This is a genomic window from Erwinia sp. MYb375, assembly GCF_037479175.1.
Lineage (GTDB): Bacteria > Pseudomonadota > Gammaproteobacteria > Enterobacterales > Enterobacteriaceae > Erwinia > Erwinia rhapontici.
Genome location: NZ_JBBGZS010000023.1, coordinates 1522655 through 1544895, shown reverse-complemented (window position 1 = coordinate 1544895; position 22241 = coordinate 1522655). Strand labels below are relative to the sequence as shown.

The 22241-nt window shown below is 55.4% G+C and carries 17 protein-coding genes, 1 tRNA gene and 1 pseudogene; 8 read left to right on the top strand and 11 right to left on the bottom strand.

Annotation, left to right across the window (positions count from 1 at the left end; genetic code table 11):
* The first annotated feature begins 348 nt into the window (after positions 1 to 348).
* From WH279_RS19995 to ompC, 5 genes are all read left to right on the top strand, one after another.
* Complete coding sequence (locus WH279_RS19995; protein WP_339458153.1) at positions 349 to 2736, top strand: BapA prefix-like domain-containing protein; 2388 nt, start codon at positions 349 to 351, stop codon at positions 2734 to 2736.
* A gap of 66 nt (positions 2737 to 2802) precedes the next feature.
* A complete protein-coding gene (locus WH279_RS19990) occupies positions 2803 to 4152 on the top strand; it encodes a TolC family outer membrane protein (protein ID WP_200642972.1) in 1350 nt (449 codons plus the stop codon).
* Between the two features lie 38 nt (positions 4153 to 4190).
* Complete coding sequence (locus WH279_RS19985) at positions 4191 to 6359, top strand: type I secretion system permease/ATPase (protein ID WP_339458152.1); 2169 nt, start codon at positions 4191 to 4193, stop codon at positions 6357 to 6359.
* Positions 6356 to 7525 (top strand): HlyD family efflux transporter periplasmic adaptor subunit, encoded by a 1170-nt coding sequence (locus WH279_RS19980; RefSeq protein ID WP_133841431.1) that lies wholly within the window; start codon positions 6356 to 6358, stop codon positions 7523 to 7525. The genes WH279_RS19985 and WH279_RS19980 overlap by 4 nt, the downstream gene beginning before the upstream one ends.
* 472 nt (positions 7526 to 7997) lie before the next feature.
* Positions 7998 to 9104 carry a porin OmpC gene (gene ompC, locus WH279_RS19975; RefSeq protein WP_200642962.1) on the top strand — a complete coding sequence of 369 codons (1107 nt, stop codon included), beginning with the start codon at positions 7998 to 8000 and terminating at the stop codon, positions 9102 to 9104.
* Positions 9105 to 9211: 107 nt separating this feature from the next.
* Here the strand turns inward: ompC and WH279_RS19970 are convergent, their stop codons facing one another.
* Positions 9212 to 9376 carry a hypothetical protein gene (locus tag WH279_RS19970; RefSeq protein WP_159336293.1) on the bottom strand — a complete coding sequence of 55 codons (165 nt, stop codon included), beginning with the start codon at positions 9374 to 9376 and terminating at the stop codon, positions 9212 to 9214.
* 452 nt (positions 9377 to 9828) lie between these two features.
* Between WH279_RS19970 and apbE the strand changes: the two genes are divergently transcribed.
* From apbE to WH279_RS19955, 3 genes are all read left to right on the top strand, one after another.
* Positions 9829 to 10878, top strand: a complete 1050-nt coding sequence (gene apbE / locus WH279_RS19965) for an FAD:protein FMN transferase ApbE (RefSeq protein ID WP_339458151.1) — start codon at positions 9829 to 9831, stop codon at positions 10876 to 10878.
* A 17-nt stretch (positions 10879 to 10895) separates the two neighbouring features.
* A complete protein-coding gene (gene alkB, locus WH279_RS19960; protein WP_200644028.1) occupies positions 10896 to 11537 on the top strand; it encodes a DNA oxidative demethylase AlkB in 642 nt (213 codons plus the stop codon).
* A 94-nt stretch (positions 11538 to 11631) separates the two neighbouring features.
* Positions 11632 to 13284, top strand: coding sequence for a multidrug ABC transporter permease/ATP-binding protein (locus tag WH279_RS19955; protein ID WP_339458150.1), 1653 nt, complete (start codon positions 11632 to 11634; stop codon positions 13282 to 13284).
* 188 nt (positions 13285 to 13472) lie between these two features.
* Here WH279_RS19955 and WH279_RS19950 read toward each other — a convergent pair whose 3' ends face one another.
* From WH279_RS19950 to WH279_RS19905, 10 genes and pseudogenes are all read right to left on the bottom strand, one after another.
* Positions 13473 to 14267, bottom strand: a complete 795-nt coding sequence (locus tag WH279_RS19950; RefSeq protein WP_133841436.1) for an amino acid ABC transporter ATP-binding protein — start codon at positions 14265 to 14267, stop codon at positions 13473 to 13475.
* Between the two features lie 2 nt (positions 14268 to 14269).
* Complete coding sequence (locus WH279_RS19945; protein WP_167863602.1) at positions 14270 to 15169, bottom strand: amino acid ABC transporter permease; 900 nt, start codon at positions 15167 to 15169, stop codon at positions 14270 to 14272.
* Complete coding sequence (locus tag WH279_RS19940) at positions 15156 to 15680, bottom strand: GNAT family N-acetyltransferase (RefSeq protein ID WP_171149107.1); 525 nt, start codon at positions 15678 to 15680, stop codon at positions 15156 to 15158. The genes WH279_RS19945 and WH279_RS19940 overlap by 14 nt, the downstream gene beginning before the upstream one ends.
* Before the next feature lie 11 nt (positions 15681 to 15691).
* Positions 15692 to 16645 (bottom strand): annotated as a pseudogene (locus WH279_RS19935) (ABC transporter substrate-binding protein); the annotation flags it as partial.
* Between the two features lie 44 nt (positions 16646 to 16689).
* Positions 16690 to 17820 (bottom strand): M20 peptidase aminoacylase family protein, encoded by a 1131-nt coding sequence (locus WH279_RS19930; protein ID WP_159336297.1) that lies wholly within the window; start codon positions 17818 to 17820, stop codon positions 16690 to 16692.
* 11 nt (positions 17821 to 17831) lie between these two features.
* The gene (locus WH279_RS19925) at positions 17832 to 18830 is read right to left on the bottom strand and encodes an LLM class flavin-dependent oxidoreductase (protein ID WP_133841441.1); all 999 of its coding nucleotides are present in this window, start codon (positions 18828 to 18830) and stop codon (positions 17832 to 17834) included.
* A gap of 392 nt (positions 18831 to 19222) precedes the next feature.
* A complete protein-coding gene (locus WH279_RS19920; RefSeq protein WP_339458149.1) occupies positions 19223 to 19957 on the bottom strand; it encodes a 4'-phosphopantetheinyl transferase family protein in 735 nt (244 codons plus the stop codon).
* A gap of 74 nt (positions 19958 to 20031) precedes the next feature.
* Positions 20032 to 20238, bottom strand: a complete 207-nt coding sequence (locus WH279_RS19915) for a hypothetical protein (protein WP_133841443.1) — start codon at positions 20236 to 20238, stop codon at positions 20032 to 20034.
* Between the two features lie 791 nt (positions 20239 to 21029).
* The gene (locus tag WH279_RS19910) at positions 21030 to 21503 is read right to left on the bottom strand and encodes a hypothetical protein (protein WP_339458148.1); all 474 of its coding nucleotides are present in this window, start codon (positions 21501 to 21503) and stop codon (positions 21030 to 21032) included.
* Positions 21504 to 22148: 645 nt separating this feature from the next.
* Positions 22149 to 22225 (bottom strand) — tRNA-Pro (locus WH279_RS19905).
* Between the last annotated feature and the right edge of the window lie 16 nt (positions 22226 to 22241).

The following is a 22241-nucleotide window of genomic DNA, read 5'->3' as shown; positions in this document are numbered from 1 at the left end:
GCCGCTGTTGTTCGTTGTGGACCTAAATAAACTAAGAAAGGTTTTTTTAAAGTGAGTAAGGCAGAAATTACAATAAGATATAAGGCCGCTGGCGAAGTGTAATTCCAGATTTTGGCCAGTAGTAATGTGCTGATGACAAGGCTAACGTAGGCCGCGCCAGCGCTACTATAATAGCTATTTTAATCATTTTCCTTGTTATGGATTACATTGTGATCCGTTGTACACCGGGTGACGCTCGGCGCTATTTTTGTAGCGCTGGCTGATGTTTTGCGTGAAAAAAACGGCCTCTGGCTGGGCTTTTCTTCGCAAACACTTACTCACTTTACCGGGTACACAAGGGGATACACCATGACTCAGCCTGCATCTGGCTTCGTCGATATACTCTCTCGCGATAGCGGAAAACTGCTGTCTCAGAGCCAGTCTCATACGTCTCAAACCGTGCAGCTTGATCAGCCTTCGCTGGTGAAAATTCACGCACCGACCACCTCCGTTGTTGAGTATCAACAGCAGGGCGACGATCTGATCCTGCACATGCGCGATGGCAGCACGGTGCGCTATCAGCATTTCTTCACGGCTATAGACGGCGAACAAAGCGAACTGCTGTTTGATGACGGGGTGAACCCGCCGCAGCATGCGCTGTTCAGCAGCGGGCTGAATACCCCCGATGCCGCAACACCGCTGACACCAACCTATCAGGCACTGGCCAGCGTCGATGCGCTGCTCGGTGCGCCCGCCGCAGCGGAGAGCAGTGGAACCCTGACGGCCGTTGGTCTGGGGCTACTCGGGCTGGCCGGGGTCGGCGGTGGCGTGGCGCTGGCCAGCCATCACAGCAGCAGCGATGACAGCAGCAGTCAGAGTACGGCTGCCAGCGGCGGTGGCACCCCGGTGGTTGTGCCACCGGAGAGCGGCACAGGAACGGGCGGCAGTCCGTCACTCACCGTGACCCCGTTGACGGGCGATGCGGTGATCAGTGCTGACGAGCGCCTGAGCGATCAAACCTTCAGCGGGACCTCCACCAATATTGCCGCAGGCAGCACGCTGACCGTCAGCCTGAATGCGCACACTTACAGCACGCAGATTGCCAGCGATGGCAGTTGGAGCGTTATCCTGCCTGCCGCAGATCTCCAGGCGCTGCCCGACGGCAGCAACACCATCAGTATCAGCTTCGTTAACGCCAGCGGCGGCACGTCGACCGCGAATAAAGTGATTACCGTTGAGCCGCTGACGCCCATCGGTGAGCCGCCGCATCCCACCCTCGACCTGCCGTTTGGCGATGGCATCCTGAACAGTGCTGAGCTGGCAACGCAGCAGACCCTGACCGGCACCACAGGATCGACCGGCAGCGGACAGAAGGTGGTGGTGACGCTGGGTGAAGAAAACTACAACGCCACGGTGGACAACGACGGTAATTGGTCACTGAGTCCCGATTCGTACGCGCTCTATCTGATGGGCCAGGGTGAAGGCACCATTGTGGTCACCGCCACCGATGGCTGGGGCCAGCAGGGCAGCAGCAGCACGCCGATTGTTATCGACACCAGCGACCCGCAAATCACCATGAACGAGATTTCGGGCGATGACGTGATTGATGCCAGTGAAAAGGGTGACGATTTGCTGATTAGCGGTTCGGCCTGGGGCGAAGCGGGACGGACCGTGGATGTGCTGTTCAATGACCAGACCTGGCACGCGGTGGTGAGCAGCAGTGGCACATGGAATCTGGCTATCCCGGGCAGCGCGCTTCAGGGGCTGGACGATGGCGTCTATCGCGTGCAGGCCAGCCTGAGTGATGCCGCGGGTAACAGCACCTACACTGCGCACAACATCACCCTCGCAACCTCTGTTGATACCCTGCCGTCACTGAGCATTGACCCGATCTCCACCGATGATGCCGTCAGCTACCGTGAAGGGATCTACGGCCTTGAAATGTGGGGCACTTCCAGCAACCTGCCTTCCGGCACGGTGGTAACACTGGATCTTGCGGGTAAAACCTATTACGGCAACGTCGCCAGTGACAATATCTGGCGCGTGTCGATCAATGACAGCGAACTGGCGGCGATTACCGACGGTAAATATACCTTTACCTTCAGCGCCACCGATCCTAATGGCAACAGTACCAGCGCCACCCGCGATGTCCTGTTGCTCAGTCATTACACCAGCAAAATTGGTTTCACCGTCGATGACGTCACCCCAGCGGACGTCAGCGTGGTTGACGGCCAGGAGTACGTCACCATTGGCGGCACCTTCGCTGATACCTTCCCCATTAACCTCATCAGCATCCGGGTGGATGACTATCCGTATTACAGCGCGACGCTGACGGAGGATCACCACTGGAGCATCACCGTGCCGCTGTCCGGTTCCAACGTGCATGACGGGCTGAATTATATCTATTTTGGTACCTCGGACGGTGCCGGTAACTGGGTTGAACAGTCTGACCAGATTCAGGTTGATCTTGGGAGTGCGACGGACAGCGGATCGCTGCAACTCGCCAGTCTGGGTCTGACAACGCAGAGCGATACGCTGGTGGCCGCGACCACGCAGGACGACCTCACCGCCGTTCAGTCACTGCTCCTGACCGGGGACAGCCCGGTGGCGCTCAGTACCACCGACAGTGGTGTCTGGTCACAGGTGTTACCGGGGGGCAGCAGCGAACCGATGTCGGATGTGTATCACGCTCCCCTTCAGGAAAGCACGCTGGCAGACGTGCTGACGCAACATCAATTGCAGTTACAAACCGCTTAATTGTGGGCATAAGAGGCGGGGCATTTCCCGCCTCTGGCCCGGAACATCATGATCACAGGTGTCTGGATGAAAAATAGGGTGATATTGCTGTGTTTCACAACCTGCCTGGTGGGGCAGAGCGCACAGGCGGCGAAAGACGAACCTGTTGCGGCATTTAACTGGCGAGCAGCACCCACGGAAGAGCAGATCGCCAGCCTGACACTGCGTGACGCTATCCTGCGGGCCTTTGCCCGCAATCCCAAAATTTCTGAAGCCGCTGCGCAGATCCGCGTCGGTGAGGCTGAACTGGATGCGGCAAAAAGCGCCTGGTATCCCCAGGTGTCGCTGGCGGCCAGTGGCGGACGATCGCACCAGACCGACTCCTCCGGCAGCCTGAATAACAGTGGTTCGGGTGGCATCACCCTCAGCCAGTTGCTGTATGACTTTGGCCGTACCGGGGGGGCAATCGACGAGCAGCACAAGCTGTCCGATGCTTACCGCTATGCGCTTTATGACACCATGACCACTGTGGCACAGGACACCCTTCAGGCGTATCTGGCGGTGAAGCGCTACCAGGCGCTGGTGGATGCCGCGCGTCTGAACATCGCGTCTTTGCAGCGCGTCAGGGACATGGCAAAGCTGCGTGCAGATGCCGGGCTAAGTTCCCAGTCTGATGTCCTGCAGGCACAAACCCGCATTGCCGGTATGAACGCCAGCATGGAGCAGTACCGCGCACAGGCGCGATCGGCGCGTGCGCAGCTGACCGTGCTGACGGGCGTGACGTCTGAAAACCTGCCAGAACTGCCGCAGGCGTTGCTGAACCAGCAGGTGACACTGGACAAAATCGCTTATGAAAAAAGTGCCGCCGTGCGCAGTGCGCAGGCGAAGCAAGAGGCGGCGCTGGAGCGTGTGCGCCAGGCCTCGTCCAACCACTGGCCGACCATTAAAGTCCAGGCCGGCCGTACCCGCTATGAAAATGACAGCCGATCCTACTGGGATGACGAACTGCAATTGCAGGTAGAAGCGCCGCTGTATCAGGGCGGGCTGGTGAATGCCAAGACCCGTGCGGCTGAGGGCGATCGTGAAGCGGCTGAGGCCGCCATCCAGCAGTCAAAATTGCAAATCAACCAGAATGCCTCTACGGCCTATGCCGACATGATCGGCGCGCAGCAGCGTAAAGAGGCCGGGGAGCAGCAGTTGAGCAGCGCAGACCATACGCGTGAAGTGTATGCCGATGAATACAAACTGAATAAGCGTAGCCTGAACGATTTGCTGAGTGTGGAGCAGGACGTTTTTCAGGCTGACAGCAGCCGCCTGACGGCGCTGTACGATGGCTGGGATGCCACGGTTCGTTATGCCGCAGCGGTGGATAATCTGCTGGATATTTTAGGCATTGACCGCGAAAAGAACAGTGGACAAACGCTGCCGTCGCTGTGATGCGGCGCACGTAAGACAACCAGATAAGGCCGTTTTTTATGACTAAACAAACCGCAACCACGGAAAACTGGATCGATGCCATGCTGCGTGTGGCCGCCCGCTTCGGTAAACCGGCTGATGGTAAAACACTGCGACAGCAGATGCGCTGGTTTGAGCACCTCACGCCGCCGCAGCAGCTGGAGCGGTTGGCGGGGCTGCTCGGGCTGCATCTCACCATGACGCCGCGTGACAAAATCCGCTGGCGTCAGGAAGTGACGCCCGTGGTGCTGATTATGGAGAGCGGCAGTGTGGTGGTGATTGAAGCCATTGATGGCGAAGGCAATGCCCGCTACTGGCTCAGTGACGGCGGTGACGTGGTGCGTGAAACCGAACTGGCGCTGCTGCTGGCACAAAGTCAGCAGGAGGTGGGGATTATCGGCGTAGCGGCACGCGGGCGCGATGCGCGTATTGATGAGTTCGTCCAGCCATATAAAAAACACTGGTTCTGGCAGAACTTCCAGGGAATGGGGCGCAAAATCGGTGAGATTTCCCTGGCCTCGATTGTCGGTAACGTGCTGGCGCTGGCGGGGATTCTGTTCTCCATGCAGATCTATGACCGGGTGATCCCCGCGCAGTCAGAAGCGACGCTGTGGGTGCTGTTTGGCGGCGTACTGATTGCCGCCGTTATCGAATATCTCATCCGTCTGATGCGTACGCAGGTGTCTGACCTGATGGGAAAACGCATCGACCTGAAAGTCTCTTCCATGCTGTTTGCGCGTGCAATGAATATCCGTAACGAGGCGCGGCCGAAATCCACCGGCTCGTTTATCTCCCAGCTGCGTGAAATTGATCAGGTGCGTGAGCTGCTGACCTCCACCACCGTGGGGGCGGCGGCAGATATGCCGTTTGTCATCCTGTTGCTGTTTATTATGGCGTTTATTGGCGGCCCGCTGGTGATCGTGCCGCTGCTGGCGATCCCACTGATCGTCATTCCCGGCCTGCTGATCCAGATTCCTATGGCGAAACTGGCCAAAGAGGGATTACGCGAAGGGGCATTGCGTAACGCCATCCTGGTGGAAACCATTGAAGGTATTGAAGATATTAAATCTCTGCAGGCTGAACCCTATTTCCAGCGTCAGTGGGAGCAGACGCACGAAGTGAGCGCCGCGATTGGCATGCAGCAGCGTCTGTGGGGGGCGCGCCTCACGGGCTGGGCGTCGAGCGTTCAGCAACTGACCTATGCCAGCATGCTGGTGTTTGGGGTCTATCTGGTGCTCGATGGTCAGATCACCACCGGTACGCTGGTGGCGAGCAGTATGCTCTCTTCGCGCACCATTGCGCCGCTGATGCAGCTGACGATGGTGTTCTCGCGCTGGCAACATGCGAAAAGTGCGATGAACGGGCTGGATGAATTGCTGAAGAAACCGCTCGACCAGCCGGAAGAGGGAGAAATGGCCCACTGCCCAACGCTGACCGGTCACTACGATCTGCGTGGCGTGCAGTACAGCTACGATGAAGAAAACGTGAAAAACGTGATCACCATTAACCAGCTGCAAATTAAACCCGGCGAACGCATCGCTATCCTGGGACGTGTGGGGGCCGGGAAGTCGACGCTGCTGAAACTGCTGGCCGGGCAGGCGATGGCGACCCAGGGCAAAGTGATCGTCGACGGCGTGGACTTACGCCGCATTGATCCGGTTGACCTGCGGCGACAGCTGGGCTGGCTGTCACAGGATTCGCGTCTGTTCTTCGGCACCCTGCGCCAGAACCTGATGCTGGGCAACCCCCATGCCAGCGAGCAGGATATGTTACAGGCGCTGCGTGTTAGCGGTGCACTGAGTCTGGTGCAGCAGGATGCGGCCAGCCTGGACCGCATTATTAATGAGGGCGGACGCGGACTCTCCGGCGGGCAGCGCCAGATGGTGATGCTCAGCCGTATGATCCTGCGTCAGCCGCAGGTGGTGCTGATGGACGAACCCACCGCGTCGATGGATGAACAGCTGGAAGAACATGTGATCAGTCAGATGAAAGGCTGGCTGAGTGGGCGCACCCTGATACTGGTGACGCATCGCCCGGCGCTGCTGAAAATGGTCGATCGCATTATTGTCATGGATAACGGCCGCGTGATTGCTGATGGTCCGAAAGATGACATCCTGAAACGTGCTACCGCGCAGACAGCACAGGCCGCGCAACCGCCGGCGGCCAGTGCAAGAGGAGATGCCGCATGAGCCTTGTATTGATGGATCGCAGTCTGAAACAGAATGAACGGCGCACCTCAGCCATCATCTGGGTCTGTACCGTCGCGCTGGTGCTGTTTTTTGTCTGGGCACATTTCGCCATTCTTGATGAAGTGACGGTGGGGACGGGCAAGGTCACGCCGCTCAGTCGTGCGCAGGTCATTGAGAGTCTGGATGGCGGCATCGTCGACCAGCTCAACGTCCATGAAGGCAATATCGTTGAGAAAGGGCAGGTGCTGGCAAAGCTTGATCCGACGCGTTTTCAGTCCAACTTTGGTGAGGCGGCATCACGCGCGCGAACGCTGCGCGGATCGGCCGAACGCTTAACCGCTGAACTGACGGGCGCGCCGCTGAAATTCAGTGCCGAAACGTTGAAAGAGCCGGATCTGGTGGCGCGTGAAACGCAACTGTACCAGTCACGGCGGCGTAATTTGCAGGAGACCGTCAGCAACCTGGAGCAGTCAAAAAAACTGGTTCAGGATGAGCTGCGCATGACCCAGCCGCTGGTGGCGAAAGGGGCGGCGGGTGAGGTGGAAGTGATCCGTCTGCGCCGTCAGGTCGCTGAGCTTCAGGGGAAAATTGATGAGGCACGTAACGACTACGCGGTACGCGCACGCGAAGAGCAGGTGAAGAACAACGCGGACCTGGATGCACAATTACAGGTGATGACCGGGAAAGAGGACCAACTGACCCGCGCCACCATTTACTCTCCGGTACGCGGCATCGTTAAAGATATTCAGGTCACCACCGTGGGCGGCGTGTTGCAACCCGGCGGTAAGCTGATGGAGATTGTTCCCCTTGAGGACCAGCTGCTGATCGAAACACGTATTAACCCGCGTGATATCGCCTATATCCGTCCGGGACTGCCCGCAACGGTCAAGGTGACGGCGTATGATTCGTCAATCTATGGCGATCTGCGCGGCGAAGTGGAAACGGTATCACCCGATACCTTGCAGGATGAGGTCAAACGCGACCAGTACTATTACCGGGTTTATGTGCGTACCGACAAGGCCGAGCTGACGAATAAAGCCGGACGGAAATTCCCGATCGTGCCGGGGATGGTCGCAAACGTAGAGATTAAAACCGGCCAGAAATCCGTTATGGATTATCTGATTAAACCGCTGAATAAAGTCAAAGAGTCGATGCGTGAACGCTAGATTTTGCAGTCAGATAATACCTGGGGAAAATAATTTCACAGGGAAACAAAGTGCGTAAAAAAAAGCCAGGCACAAAGCCTGGCAATATTAATAGGTGGTGCAACTCATTCGGGGTGAATGAAGATAATAATTCAATAAATGATGATAGCGCGCTAATAATACTGCTTCATGGCGGGATTATTTTATCAATCAGTGCGTATTGTTACATGTAGTTGTAATTCAATGAATTATAAGACGAATCTTATTTTTTGTCTTTAAGTGCGCAATTAGTTATCCATTTGTGCTGCATAAAAGTTCCGCTTTATTTACATTGAGAAATGTGTTTACTCCCTTAAGAAACATTTTATGTGATTTAGTATCATTTTCTTGATGGATTATTACTCTCCCAAGCTTAACATGACACTAAGTGCTTAATTTTTACCTACAGCACGCAGTGGCAATATAAGACTTATAATCGAGAGGGTATTAAAAAATGAAACTTCGCGTTCTTTCTCTGATGGTCCCGGCGTTGCTGGTAGCCGGTTCAGCGGGTGCGGCAGAAATCTATAACAAAGACGGCAACAAACTGGATCTGTTCGGTAAAGTTGATGGTCTGCACTACTTCTCTGACGACTCTGGCTCAGATGGCGACCAGTCTTATCTGCGTTTCGGCTTCAAAGGTGAAACGCAGATTACCGACCAGCTGACCGGCTACGGTCAGTGGGAGTATCAGGCAGCCCTGAACACCGCTGAAGCCCAGGGAACCGCGAACAGCTATACCCGCGTTGGTTTTGCCGGTCTGAAATTCGGTGATGCTGGCTCATTCGATTATGGTCGTAACTACGGCGTGGCATACGACATCGGCGCATGGACCGACGTGCTGCCAGAGTTCGGTGGGGATACCTACGGTGCAGATAACTTCATGTTCCAGCGCGGCTCGGGCATGGCGACCTATCGTAACAACAACTTCTTTGGTCTGGTTGAAGGCCTGAACTTCGCCGTACAGTACCAGGGTAAAAATGACAGCGATGCTGAAGTGGCGGGCAACCGTAGCGCTACCGCACAGAACGGCGATGGGTATGGCCTTTCTGCCACCTACGACATCGGTGCGGGCTTCAGCGCTGGTGCTGCCATGTTCTCTTCTGACCGCACCAATACCCAGAACAGCAATGCGCTGCTGGGCAACGGTGACAAAGCAGAAGCTTACACCGGTGGTCTGAAATATGACGCGAACAACGTTTACCTGGCAGCCATGTACACCAAATCGTACAACGCGACTCGCTTCGGCAGCACGGATAACCCGGCCGCCTACGGCTTTGCCGATAAAGCAGAAAACTGGGAACTGGTTGCACAGTATCAGTTCGACTTTGGTCTGCGTCCGTCACTGGCTTACGTGACTTCACGCGGAACCGATATTCAGAACTGGGGCACCCAGAACCTGAAACAGTACATCGATGTCGGCGCGACTTACTACTTCAACAAAAACATGTCGACCTATGCGGATTACCAGATCAACCTGCTGGATGACAACAACTTCACCCAGGCTGCCGGTATCAATACCGACAACGTGGTGGCTGTAGGCCTGGTTTACCAGTTCTAATCCTCACCTGATACGGCCATTTTCCTGGCCGCGATAAGCCTGAGGCACAATAAAAAGCCGCCTCTGCGTGATATGACGCAGAGGCGGCTTTTTTGATCATGCCGGGGTCAGGCGGCCATCACGGCCACTTTTTTATCACTCTCTTCTCCTTCCTCTTTCCCGGCGAAATGCTGCGTACTGCCTTCCAGTCCTGCTCCGCCGAGCGTCAGCAGTGAAAATCTCAACAGACGACGTCGGGCCTGGTTTTCTTTGACCGCATTTTTGTTGCGCATGACCTTTCCTCATTCTGAACAATAAGGGTTATCAAGCAGAAAACGTGCCAGGTTGGGGGAGAGCGGATTGAGGGGCGGTTCAGGTGGCTTGTGATACTGTGCGCGGCTCAAAGAGAGGCAGGGTGCACCAGGATGGTGCCGGTGAACTCACCCCGGAACGGCCGGGGGAGTCTGGCATACCGTGTTAGCGGTGACGCGGACGCGGTAACTGTCGGACGTGTGTCTGCTTGTAATGCTTAAAGCCTGCAAAGATAATCAGGGCGATTGAAGCCATGAGAAGCACGTAATAGATCATTATGGCTCTCCTTTAAGAGTGAATGATGGGCGTCAGGAGTGCCCTGTACACCTACCATCCTGGTGAGCAATGACGGTAAGATCAAGGCATCGAGTCCGAGTTTTCCCTGCGGTAAAGCGCGGTTCGGACCAGTTTTTAATCAAGGTTACAGGTTGATATGAAGAGTAAATGGCGGTTTTTTTTAGGTTTGATGGTGGTTTACTTGCTGGCGTCCTGTGACAATCCTAAGCCATCAGCGGGATCTGAAGGGATGGTGCTCGAAGGTAAAACAATGGGAACATTCTGGAGGGTGAGCCTGGCGGGTGTGGCACCAGAACGTCGTGACGCCCTGCAAAAAGCGATACAGCAGCAGCTGGATAACGATGACCACGAACTTTCCACGTGGAAAAGTGATTCGGTTTTGTCACGTTTTAACCAGTATCGCGGCAGTGTGCCGCAGCCCATCAGTAACAACATGGCCGATATTATCACGCTGTCGTTACGCATCGGGCAGCAGACCTCAGGGGCGATGGATATCACACTGGGTCCGCTGGTTAACCTGTGGGGTTTTGGGCCGGATAAACAGCCGCTGAAGACGCCGACAGCGCCGCAGATTGATGCTGCCCGTGCGCTGACCGGGCTGGAACATTTACAGGTGATCAACCGCGCCGGGCAATCCTGGCTGCAGAAAGACCTGCCTGAGCTGTATGTTGATCTTTCCACCGTTGGTGAAGGTTTTGCCACCGACCACCTGGCGCGGCTGATGGAGCAGCAGGGGATTAACCACTATCTGGTATCGGTGGGCGGCGCGGTGCTGACGCGCGGCAAAAATGCCCAGGGCAATGCGTGGCAGGTGGCGATCCAGAAACCGACCGATCAGGAGAACGCCGTTCAGGCGATTGTCGACCTTCAGGGGCACGGTATCAGCACCTCCGGTAGCTATCGCAACTATTATGAGCTGGATGGAAAACGCATCTCACACGTGATTGATCCCTCCACGGGTCGCCCCATTCAGCATAAGCTGGTCTCTGCCACGGTGATTGCCACCACGGCGCTGGAAGCTGATGGCTGGGATACCGGGCTGATGGTGCTGGGTACCGAGAAGGCCAAAGCGCTGGCATTGCGTGATAAGCTGGCGGTCTATCTGATTTTCAAAGAGGGTGATCATTTCACTCACTGGATGTCACCGCAGTTTGCGGCCTTTATCCCGCCATCCTCTTCACGCTGATACGCGAAGGAGTTCCGATGCTCGATCTGTTTGCTGATGATGCCCCCTGGCAGGAACCCTTGATGGACGGCGCAGTGATCCTGCGCCGCCGCGTTCGGGACAGTGCCGCAGAGCTGATGGCACAGGTGAACCAGATTGCTGCGCAGAATCCTTTTGAACATCGCATCACGCCCGGCGGGCATAAGATGTCAGTAGCGATGACCAACTGCGGCGATCTGGGCTGGTCTACGGATTCACGCGGTTACCAGTACAGCGCCCAGGACGACGTCAGCGGCCAGCGCTGGCCCGCGATGCCCGCTTCCTTCCGGGAGCTGGCCGTGACCTGCGCCGCTGAAGCCGGGTTTAGCGGTTTTTCCCCCGATGCCTGTCTGATCAATCGCTACGAACCGGGGGCAAAGCTCACCCTGCATCAGGACAAAGATGAACGCGATCTGCGTCAGCCGATTGTGTCCGTTTCGCTGGGGCTGCCAGCGGTCTTTTTATTTGGTGGTTTTGATCGCGCTGACGCCTGCCAGCGCGTGCTGCTGGAGCAGGGGGATGTGGTGGTCTGGGGCGGGCCATCACGTCTGCGTTACCACGGTATTCTGCCCCTCAAGCCCGGCATCCATCCGCTCACCGGGCCTTTTCGCTTTAACCTGACCTTTCGCCGCGCCCGCTAACCCGCGGGTAAACGTTCCCGAATGAGAATTATTATTGATCTCGTCTTGCTTCTCATTAAACTGCAAGCTGCTTTTTACCTGCCGGGACGTATTCATGGAGTTGCTTCACGTTGTTTATAAGCAGTATCGCTGGCCGTTTATTCTGGTGATCGTGCTTAGCCTTCTTAGCGCCGCGCTGGGGATTGGACTGATTGCTTTCATTAACCGCGAACTGATCGTCACCCTTAATTCCTCTGTGATGGTGTTACCGCAGTTTCTCGGACTGCTGCTGCTGTTGATGGCGGTTACGCTGGGTTCACAGCTGGCGCTGACCATGCTGGGCCACCATTTCGTCTATCGTCTGCGCGGCGAATTTATCAAACGTATTCTCGACACGCGGGTTGAGCGCATTGAGCAGATTGGTAACGCTCAGCTGTTGGCCAGCCTGACCAGTGATGTGCGTAATATCACCATTGCTTTTGTGCGTCTGCCGGAGCTGATCCAGGGGATCATCCTGACGATCGGCTCTGCGGCCTATCTGGCCTGGCTGTCACCGAAAATGATGGTGGTGACCTCCGTGTGGGTGGCGGTGACGATTATCGGCGGCTGGCTGCTGGTGGCACGCGTTTATCAACATATGGCGGTGCTGCGCGACACAGAAGACCGTCTGTATCACGACTTCCAGATTATTATTGAAGGGCGTAAAGAGCTGGCGCTGAACCGTCAGCGCGCGCAGCAGATCTTTGAAAACGTCTACAGCGAAGATGCAAAGACCTATCGTCACCATATTGTGCGGGCCGATACTTACCATCTGAGTGCGGTGAACTGGTCGAATATTATGATGCTGGGCGCCATCGGGCTGGCATTTTACCTGGCGAACAGCCTTGGCTGGGCCGATACCGCGGTGGCGGCGACCTACTCGCTGACCCTGCTGTTCCTGCGCACGCCGATGCTTTCAGCGGTGGGGGCACTGCCCACGCTGCTGACCGCCCAGGTGGCCTTCGACAAGCTGAACACCTTTAATCTGGCACCCTATGAAGCTGATTTCCCGCAGCTTCCGGCGGCGAAAAACTGGCAGACGCTGGAACTGCGCAATCTGATGTTCCATTACGGCGATAACGGCTTCCACGTTGGCCCGGTGAACATGACGCTTAAGCGTGGCGAACTGGTGTTCCTGATTGGCGGTAACGGCAGTGGGAAATCCACGCTGGCGATGCTGCTGACCGGGTTATATCAGCCGGTGTCTGGCGAAATTCTGCTGGATGGCCAGGTGGTGGAAGCGTCCTCAATGGAGAGCTATCGTCGCCTGTTTTCGGCGGTGTTTACCGATGTGCATCTGTTTGACCGCCTGATTGATGATCAGGGGCAGGCGATTGACCCGGCGCTGGTGCATAACTGGCTGGAACGCCTGAAAATGCAGGATAAAATCAAGCTGGAAGGCAACCGTGTGCTGAACCTGAAGCTGTCGAAGGGGCAGACCAAGCGCCTTGCGCTGCTGCTGGCGACGGCAGAGCAGCGCGATATCCTGTTGCTTGACGAGTGGGCCGCCGATCAGGACCCGCACTTCCGCCGCATTTTCTACCGTGAGCTGCTGCCGTGGTTGCAGTCACTGGGGAAAACGGTGTTTGCCATCAGTCATGATGACCATTATTTCCTGCATGCGGATCGCCTGCTGGAGATGCGTGACGGCATACTGAGTGAATTGACGGGGGATGAACGCGATCAGGCCACGCTGGATGCCGTGAAAAGGACGGATACACTAGTGTAGGGGCGAGGCGTGGCAGGCAAGGGTATTTGTAGGGGCGAGGCACGCCTCGCCCGTAACAGGAAATGGTTTTCGTAGGGGCGAGGCACGCCTCGCCCGTGGCAGGTAAAGATTTTCGTAGGGGCGAGGTATGCCTCGCCCGTTGCCGATGAGGTCGAGGCGTACCTCGACCCTATGGTGATACTGACTTATCACAGCACCTTCGCCAGAAAACGACGGGTCCTCGGATGCTGCGGCTGGTTCAACACCTGCCCGGCGCTGCCTTGCTCCACAATTTTCCCTTCCACCATAAACACCACATTATCCGCCACCTCGCGGGCGAAACCGATCTCGTGCGTGACCACGACCAGCGTGGTGCCGGAACGCGCCAGCTGCTTAATGGTATCGAGGACCTCGCCGACCAGCTCCGGGTCCAGCGCCGACGTGGGCTCATCAAACAGAATCACCTTCGGATTCAGCGCCAGCGCGCGGGCAATCGCCACTCGCTGTTGCTGCCCGCCAGATAGATGGCGCGGCCAGGCATCGGCTTTATGGCGCAGCCCGACCGTGTCGAGCAGCTGCAAAGCCCGCTCTTCGGCATCGGCGCGTGACAGTTGCTTATGGGCCAGCGGCGCTTCAATAATGTTTTCCAGCACCGTGAGGTGGGGGAACAGATTGAAATTCTGGAACACATAACCCACGCCGATACGCTGCTTGAGGATCGCTTTTTCCTTCAGCTCATACAGCTTATTGCCTTTACGCTGATAGCCAATATAGTCACCATCAATACGGATAAAACCTTCATCCACGCGCTCAAGGTGATTGATTGCCCGCAGCAGGGTGGACTTTCCCGATCCGGAAGGGCCGAGGATCACCGTCACGGAACCCGGCGGCAGCTCCAGCGATACATCGTCCAGCGCCTTGAAACGGCCATAACTTTTACTCACCCCGGCAATCGAAATATGACCGAGAGTGGCATCGCTGTGCAGATCGATAGCTTCAGACATGATTAGCTCCTGACAGGGGTAACGGCGGCGCGCAGACGCGCAGAGGCGAGTCGGCTAACGGGTTCACGCGTGGCACCCCGGGCCAGCCAGCGTTCCACATAGTGCTGGAACACCGATAACACCGTGGTGATCAGCAGATACCAGACGGCTGCCACCATCAGCAGCGGGATCACCTGCTGCGTGCGGTTGTAAACCATCTGGATGGTGTAAAACAGCTCCGGCATCGCCAGCACATAAACCATCGCGGTGCCTTTGGCGAGGCTGATGATTTCGTTAAAGCCGGTAGGAATAATGGAGCGCAGCGCCTGCGGCAGGATAATGCGCAGCGTGCGGCGCGATGACGGTAACCCAAGAGCGGCAGCGGCTTCAAACTGCCCCTGATCCACGCCTAAAATCCCGCCACGAATAATCTCAGCGGTATAGGCGGCCTGCACCAGCGTCAGCCCAATCACCGCGGTGCTGAACTGCCCGAGCACATCAATGGTTTTATACTCAATCAGTGTTAGCGGGGTAAACGGAATCCCCAGTGAGAGCGTGTCGTACAGATAGGAGAAGTTGTAGAGAATAATCAGCACCACAATCAGCGGTAGCGAGCGGAACAGCCAGATATAACCGAACGCCAGCCCGGAGAGCAGCCAGGAAGGGGAGAGACGTGCCAGCGCAAGCCCCACACCCAGCAGGATACTCAGCAGGCTGGCGATCAGCGTCAGCAGCAGCGTCTGGCCCAGACCACTCAGGATCGCCGGGGCAAAGAACCACTGAGCAAATACTGACCACTCCCAGCGTGGATTAAACGCCACGGACTGGATCACCACGGCCAGAATAAACAGCGCGATGACCGCCCCCACCAATCGCAGCGGGTAGCGTGCGGGCACGACGCGCAGGGTTTCACTGGGTTTCATTGGCGGCTCCTGCATCGACGTTCTGGTGCAACGGCTTGGTAAAGCGCAGGCGGCCATCATGCGGTGGCAGGCTGTACTCTTCCGGGTCACGGCGAGTATCAAACTGCGGCTGATAACCGTGGGACAGATACAGTCGCACGGCCTCCGGCTGACGAAAACCGGTGGTCAGATACACCTGACGATAACCCGCCAGCAGGGCGCGGCGTTCCAGTTCCACCAGCACCTTCAGGGCCAGGCCCTGGCGGCGCAGGTCACTGCGCGTCCAGATGCGTTTCAATTCTGCTGTTTCGGCATCGAGTGCCTTGTAAGCGCCCATCGCAATAATGTCCCCGTCGCGCTCCAGCACCACAAACATCCCCCGGGGCGACAAATACCATTCGGTCAGTTCGACTTCAGCATCGCGTGCAAAGAAGTCGCCGTAACGTGCGCTGTACTCACCAAATAATCCGTCGATAATCGGCGCCAGTTCAGGCGCCTCCGGCGACAGCTGGCGGAACTGTTCATGGCTCATGCTGACCTCCGTTAGTCGCCCAGGCCTTCCGGGTTGATTTCAGAATGGTCGAGACGTTCAATGCCTTCGCCCCAGCGGTTCAGCACCTTGTCGTACTCGCCCCCTTTGATCACGCCATTCAGCGCGGCGTTAACGGCGCTCACCAGCCCGTTGCCTTTCTTCAGCGTTACGGCGATATGGGCCGCTTTCGGCCAGCCGCCATCCACGCTGCCCACCAGCCTGGTTTTTCCGGTCAGTGCGGCTTTCCATGCACCAATCACGTTCGGGCCGAAAAAGGCATCGGCGCGGCCTGACTGCAGTGCCAGGGTCTGCGCAGCATCATCCTTCACATAGTTAGGCGTGAACGGTTTCAGACCTTTCTTCTGATTTTCGGCATCCCACGCCAGCAGGATCGCTTCCTGGTTGGTGCCGGAGCCGACAATAATGCGCAACCCGGCGATATCTTCGGCTTTGGTCAGTGAGGTGATTTTACTGTCAGACTTCACGTAGAAACCGAGGGAGTCTTTACGGTAGGTGGCGAAATCAAACTTCTCTTTACGCGCTTTGGTCACCGTCACGTTGGTGATGGCGGCGTCATACTTACCGGAACTGACGCCCAGCGGCCAGTCCTCCCATGAGGTCGGTACCACGTTCAGCTCCAGCCCCAGGCTGTCTGCCACCAGGCGGGCGATATCCACTTCACTGCCTTGCAGGGTTTTATTGTCATCGGAGAACAGCGTCAGTGGCGGTGAGTTCAGTGCCGCAACGGCGACGGTAAACTTGCCCGGCACTGCCAGCTTAAGATCTTTCGGCAGCAGTTTCACGGCGTCCGGATTGACCGGTGCGTGCACCGGCGTGGCATTGGCCTCAACGCTGATCCCGGTCCCGTTAATCTTGACGGTTTCTGCATTTGCTGTGGTGCCAAGCCACAAAGACGCGCTGAGCAGGCCCAGTAATACGGATGTTTTTTTCATGATGAGTGACTCTTATTATGGTGAAAATGCAGATGAATCGGGCCGTTCTCAGCCCGTTAAGCGATGTCCTTCAGCGCCGCTTCAGCCAGCTGGCTGAAGTATTCTGCGGCGGGATACAGCAGGGCTTCATCCGGGTTAAAACCAGGATGATGCAGACCAAATTCACTGTTGCTGCCGATGCTGACGAAGGTGCCCGGCGTGTTATGCAAGTAGAAGGCAAAGTCTTCGCCCCCCATTTGCAGTTCGGCATGTTGCACTGCGTAGCCCTGACGGGCAGCCACCTGTTTGCTGAACTCGGCCCAGTACTCGGTATTAATTAATGCCGGCGGGCCGGCATGCCAGTTGAGGTCAGCACGTGCACCAAAGCCACTGGCGATGCCTGCAATAAGCGTGCGCAGGCGCTGCGGCAGCTCGCTGCGGATCGCCGCGTTATGGGTCCGTACCGTGCCTTCCAGCACCACTTTTTGTGGTAACACATTCCAGGTATTACCGCCCTCAATACGCGTGACGCTGACCACCACGGACTCCAGCGGGCTGTAACTGCGACTGACCAGGGTCTGTAAGGCGCTGACGATCTGGCTGGCGATCACAATCGCATCCACCCCTTCCTGCGGCCGGGCTGCATGGGCACCTTTGCCGTGAATGTCGATGTCAAAACGATCCACGTTGGCGTAGAACGGGCCGCCGCGTGTCTCAAACGTGCCGACCGGCAGTTCCGGGGCGTTATGCATACCGAAAATCGCCGCCACGTCCTGTAAAGCACCCGCTTTGATTAGCGTTTTCGCGCCACCAAAGCGTTCTTCTGCCGGTTGAAACAGCAGGCGAACGCGGCCGGGCAGGCTCTTTTCACGGGCCTTAAGCAGTTTTGCGGCACCCAGAATCACCGAGGTGTGCACATCGTGACCGCAGGCGTGCATCACGCCCTGATGCTGCGAGCGGAATTCGACCGGGACGATCTCTTCAATCGGCAGGGCATCGATATCAGCACGCAGGGCGATCAGCGGCTCACCCTGACCGACTTCGGCCACGACGCCTGTCGCCAGATCAAAAGGCAGGAGGGTAATGTCAGCTTCTTTCAGCCAGCCGGTGATGCGTTCCGTGGTGGCAAACTCCTCGTTCGACAGCTCAGGATACTGGTGCAGTTCACGGCGCCAGGCGACGAGCTGCTGTGCAAGAGAGTGGCTCATGGTCCGGCTCCTTATGCGGCAACCAGCTGGTGGGTGGCCAGCAGTTGCAGGGATTTCAGGCGTGGAACACCTGCACTGATCGGGGTATCAATAATGAATTCTTCTACCCCGAAACGCTGATGCAGTGCGTCCAGATGGGCGTGAACCTGTGCGGCGGTGCCTTTCAGTACGGCGGATTCACGCGGTTCAATCCGGTGCTGTTTCGCGCCGGACTGGCGAATAAAGGCTTCGGCCTGGGCCAGATTGCCGACCGTGACGCTTTGGCCGTTATCCACATGCACGCGGAAGTGCTGTAAATCGGCCGCCAGCAGATCGGCTTCGGCTTCGCTATCGGCAACAATGGCCTGCACAGCCAGCAGCGCGGATTGTCCTTTGCTGTGTGTGCGGTAAGCGGTCAGGGCGCGGTCCAGTTCCTGCTTGTCGCCATTCAGGTGGGCGGCAAACACGAACTGCCAGTTCAGCTCGGCGGCCAGCTGAGCGCTGGCTTCGCTGGCACCCAGCAGAAAACGTGTTGCCGGGCGCGGTGGCACCGGCGTGGCCAGCAGCTGGTCTTCACCTTCAGGGGCAGGGGAGGCGCTCAGCCACTGATCCAGCGCGCGCAGCTGGCTGGCAAAGTCCCCTTTCTCTTCCGCGTTTACACCCTGCTGTAATGCTTTCGTGGACAGCGGCAAACCGCCCGGTGCTTTACCCACGCCTAAATCGACGCGGCCAGGGGCCAGTGATGCCAGCAAATTGAAGTTTTCCGCGACTTTATACGGGCTGTAGTGCTGCAACATCACGCCACCGGAACCGACGCGGATGTGGCGCGTGTGGGCGAGGATCCAGGCGATCAGCACTTCCGGTGACGGACTGGCCAGTGCGGCCGTGTTGTGGTGTTCTGCCAGCCAGATGCGGTGATAACCCAGTTCTTCCGCCCGTTGCGCCAGGGTCAGGGTTCGTGCCAGCGCAACCGCCGCGGTTTCGCCTTCAGCCAGGGGGCTTTTATCCAGTAAGCTCAGTCGGTAAGCCATAATGCATCCTTGAACGGTATCAGATGCTGGCAATTATTGAAGGAGGGTCCGCTGCTGTAAAACAACAAATCTGGCTTATATCAGTCGGGAAATGGGATTAACCCACGTTTGCCAGGAATCGGCAAAGGCTGTGCGAAATGGGTATTTTGTCTGGCGGGGGGAGTCGGGTTTAATAAAGCTTCACTTGAAGCCTGATGCGACAGGCGGTTAACAGAGGAATAAATGATGAAAGGTATCTGGCTGCACTTCACGCGATTTTTTCAGGCACCCTCTGGCATGGCAACATTAGACAGCTGTCGGGTGATTGAGGCAATGATGCCGATGGTTGAACTGTACGGTGTGGATCTACACGATCTGCCGTCGCTGCAACAGCGTCATCACGATGAATCCCGTTAATCTCTGCGCTGCTGCGGCCCGATAATCCAGGTGATCACCCGATCGGGTTGCAGTATGGCTCTTCCCTCAAAAATTCTCCCGACCACCATCTCCCCGGAAATTGTCTGCGTCAGACGCAGGCTGATGTGCTGTAAGTCGGCACTGCACTGAATCACTTCCGCTGCACTGAAATCCATAAACTGCAACACCCGCGGGTAAAGCGCCTTATACAGACTCTCCTTTAGCGAAAAAGCCACGGTCAGCGCCGTCGTAAAGGGAACCTCACTCAGTTCCAGGCGTGCTTTCTCTGCTGCGGTGATCAGCATGGGGTGCGTCTCATGGGCGACCTGCGACGTCATAATACGTTCACAGTCAACGCCGAGCAGCCGATCCTGACGACGCGTCAACAGTGCGCAGACCTGCTGGTGGGTGTGCGACAGTGACCCGTTGATACCTTGTGGCCAGATGGGGGCGCGATCGGGGGTGTTACGCAGCAAAAACGAGGGAATACCCCAGCTTGCCAGCGCCTGTTGCAGGCAGTAGCGGCTGGCCAGATATTCAGCACGGCGCTTTTTGACTGCCCGCTGTAAGTGTTCAGGCGCAGGGATCGTCAGCGTGGTAAACAGGGATTCCGTGAAATGCGCGGCATCGTAGTGCGCATCGAGCAGATGGATATCGGAATGCTCGGCCAGCGGTTGCAGGGTGCAGTGCGAAATAAAAGGCGGGTAAGACGGGAGGTGCAGTGCAGTCATAGCCGCTAACCTGTTAAAATAAGATGATTTATTTAAACAGGTTAGTGGCTGGATATCAAAATTAAAGGCGTTAATCAGTGATTAGGGGGGATCGCGAAACTTTTCAGTGAGACAACAAAGTGATCGTGGCCTTTGGAGATTTTAGCGCCGCGGTCGCACCACTGGCTGGCAAGACGAAAGAAGTCGTCGCTACCAATGTCATAAGCCAGTTCCACTTTACTGATACCTGAATGAAGCAGTTCTTCTGCATCTTTGAAGTTCTTTGCTTTGATAATAGCCATATTGAGTTATCCCTGTCTGACAGTGCGATGAAAGTCTAGCGACAGCGTATGATATTACTGTGACAGTTTTGTTTCAGTAATGAAGATTGAGAGTTTCGCCACGTTTTCTGACGGAAAAAGACAGAGAACCGACGAAAAAAAGAGCGTAAAAAACAGTGTGAAGGATGTTTGATTGAGGGTTCCGGGTATCGCTGGCTGGCCGTTGCCCGACAAGGCTAAGGTCGGATTATGCACAAAGGGGCGGCAAAAAGGAGGGCCATTTCCTGAGGTGTCTGTTAATTCTGGAGGGATTCAGTTATCCTCTTAACGTAGATTTTCGCGAAATTAGCCCTTATCTGCACACTATTAACAGGATTTCAATGGATGGAAATGCTTAATATGAAATCGTTATATTATTTTTTTTGTGTGTTATCGGTGTTTATCTTTTGTTTCATCATTTTTGCTATTTACTCTTTTGTTACTACCCTTTTTTATATTTACTCTGTTGGTGGTCTGTCGCCTCTCAACTATGGTGAAGTGACCGGGCATCTTATTATTATATTTTTTGCATTGGGTTGTTTTTTATTTTCTATAAAAACAACCCTTAAGTTTAATAAAAGATAGATTTTATTTTTTGATTAAACTTTCTGACAGTATTATTAAAATCTCGTCCCAAATGGCGGGTTTTTTTGTTTTAATGCCATTGCATCTATAAATGGCCCAGCATATGCATCAACAAGAAAGTAGAATAAGTCAAGGTCTCCTGCATTTCTTAGGGTCGTGTTGACTTCATAATTTACCTGTTTTAGCTTTTATGAAGCGTAAACTGCTCTCGATACAGAACCACCTATTGAAAAGAGAGTTGACATTAAAAAACTCACACTCATTTTACCAACAAATTTATTGGTAAAAATCGAGGGTAAATCATTTATCAGGGCCATATTTATAAAAACCTTTCCTGTCAACTTTCCCATGTTGTCTATAGTAGAATTTACTTTGTTTTTATTTATCTGTTTTAAAAACACACTTAACACTTTATTTAATATGGCTGATAAGTCGGAGTTATCAGCACCTTTTTTTACTCTGTGCATTAATCTCATGATGTCTAACTGGTTTCTATATCTATTATCAACATCGAAATATCCCCATAACAGCGCTGATACATCGTTTGAAAAATCCAAAGCGACTTCACCAATTTTATTGGTGTATCTAATATAAACGGATTGTTCTTTTCTTCCTCTCAATACGTCCAGGATTCTATTTGCTATTATTCTTGCTTCAGACATGTGTACATCCTTGTTATCTATATTATAGAGGCGTTACTCGCCCGGCCCTGCGTTTTTCTAAAAAGTATGATAACAAATAGGCTATTAGGTTTTATGCGAAATTGGTCATGCCAGAAGCACAAAGGGAAAAATAGGGTGTTGCATGTGCAATGGGGGAGTCTGAAGAATTCCCATAATATGGTGCCCGCCATGGGTTTGAAAAACACGGCAACAGTATGATTTCTCGTAGGGGGTAACCTTCTTTTCCGGTCTGCCCGTGATGTTGTGGCGGTTTTAACACTCACAGCGAGCACTCTCTTGCGGGGATGGGGCCAGTTTGAGGTAAGCCGGACGTCACGCGACAGGACGTCGCGTGCCGAGGCCCGCAGGGAGCGGGTTTTGCCGTTCCGGCGTGCTCAAACTGGCCTCAGACCTGAAACCGAATGGTCAGCTATGAATATTTATAGAGACCCTTCAGGGGGAGGACCTGTTTTACGCTCGAATCGTGCTGATGGTGTGCACCAGGGTTAAGCCCACGCCACTGACCGAAACGGAAGGTCGGCTGTGCTGGCCGATCGAAACAAAAGATCGGCCACTACGGTCAGGGATGCGGCATAAAGCAAAAGGGCTAACCTTGCGGTTAGCCCTTAGACTATCGGAGTAATTTGGTCGGCACGGAGAGATTTGAACTCTCGACCCTCGCCACCCCATGACGATGCGCTACCAGGCTGCGCTACGCGCCGACAGAGGAATCTATAT

Coding starts and splice junctions, on each gene's coding strand:
- WH279_RS19995 (WP_339458153.1), top strand. CDS start 349: ATGACTCAGCCTGCATCTGGCTTCGTCGATATACTCTCTCGCGATAGC.
- WH279_RS19990 (WP_200642972.1), top strand. CDS start 2,803: ATGAAAAATAGGGTGATATTGCTGTGTTTCACAACCTGCCTGGTGGGG.
- WH279_RS19985 (WP_339458152.1), top strand. CDS start 4,191: ATGACTAAACAAACCGCAACCACGGAAAACTGGATCGATGCCATGCTG.
- WH279_RS19980 (WP_133841431.1), top strand. CDS start 6,356: ATGAGCCTTGTATTGATGGATCGCAGTCTGAAACAGAATGAACGGCGC.
- ompC (WP_200642962.1), top strand. CDS start 7,998: ATGAAACTTCGCGTTCTTTCTCTGATGGTCCCGGCGTTGCTGGTAGCC.
- WH279_RS19970 (WP_159336293.1), bottom strand. CDS start 9,376: ATGCGCAACAAAAATGCGGTCAAAGAAAACCAGGCCCGACGTCGTCTG.
- apbE (WP_339458151.1), top strand. CDS start 9,829: ATGAAGAGTAAATGGCGGTTTTTTTTAGGTTTGATGGTGGTTTACTTG.
- alkB (WP_200644028.1), top strand. CDS start 10,896: ATGCTCGATCTGTTTGCTGATGATGCCCCCTGGCAGGAACCCTTGATG.
- WH279_RS19955 (WP_339458150.1), top strand. CDS start 11,632: ATGGAGTTGCTTCACGTTGTTTATAAGCAGTATCGCTGGCCGTTTATT.
- WH279_RS19950 (WP_133841436.1), bottom strand. CDS start 14,267: ATGTCTGAAGCTATCGATCTGCACAGCGATGCCACTCTCGGTCATATT.
- WH279_RS19945 (WP_167863602.1), bottom strand. CDS start 15,169: ATGAAACCCAGTGAAACCCTGCGCGTCGTGCCCGCACGCTACCCGCTG.
- WH279_RS19940 (WP_171149107.1), bottom strand. CDS start 15,680: ATGAGCCATGAACAGTTCCGCCAGCTGTCGCCGGAGGCGCCTGAACTG.
- WH279_RS19930 (WP_159336297.1), bottom strand. CDS start 17,820: ATGAGCCACTCTCTTGCACAGCAGCTCGTCGCCTGGCGCCGTGAACTG.
- WH279_RS19925 (WP_133841441.1), bottom strand. CDS start 18,830: ATGGCTTACCGACTGAGCTTACTGGATAAAAGCCCCCTGGCTGAAGGC.
- WH279_RS19920 (WP_339458149.1), bottom strand. CDS start 19,957: ATGACTGCACTGCACCTCCCGTCTTACCCGCCTTTTATTTCGCACTGC.
- WH279_RS19915 (WP_133841443.1), bottom strand. CDS start 20,238: ATGGCTATTATCAAAGCAAAGAACTTCAAAGATGCAGAAGAACTGCTT.
- WH279_RS19910 (WP_339458148.1), bottom strand. CDS start 21,503: ATGTCTGAAGCAAGAATAATAGCAAATAGAATCCTGGACGTATTGAGA.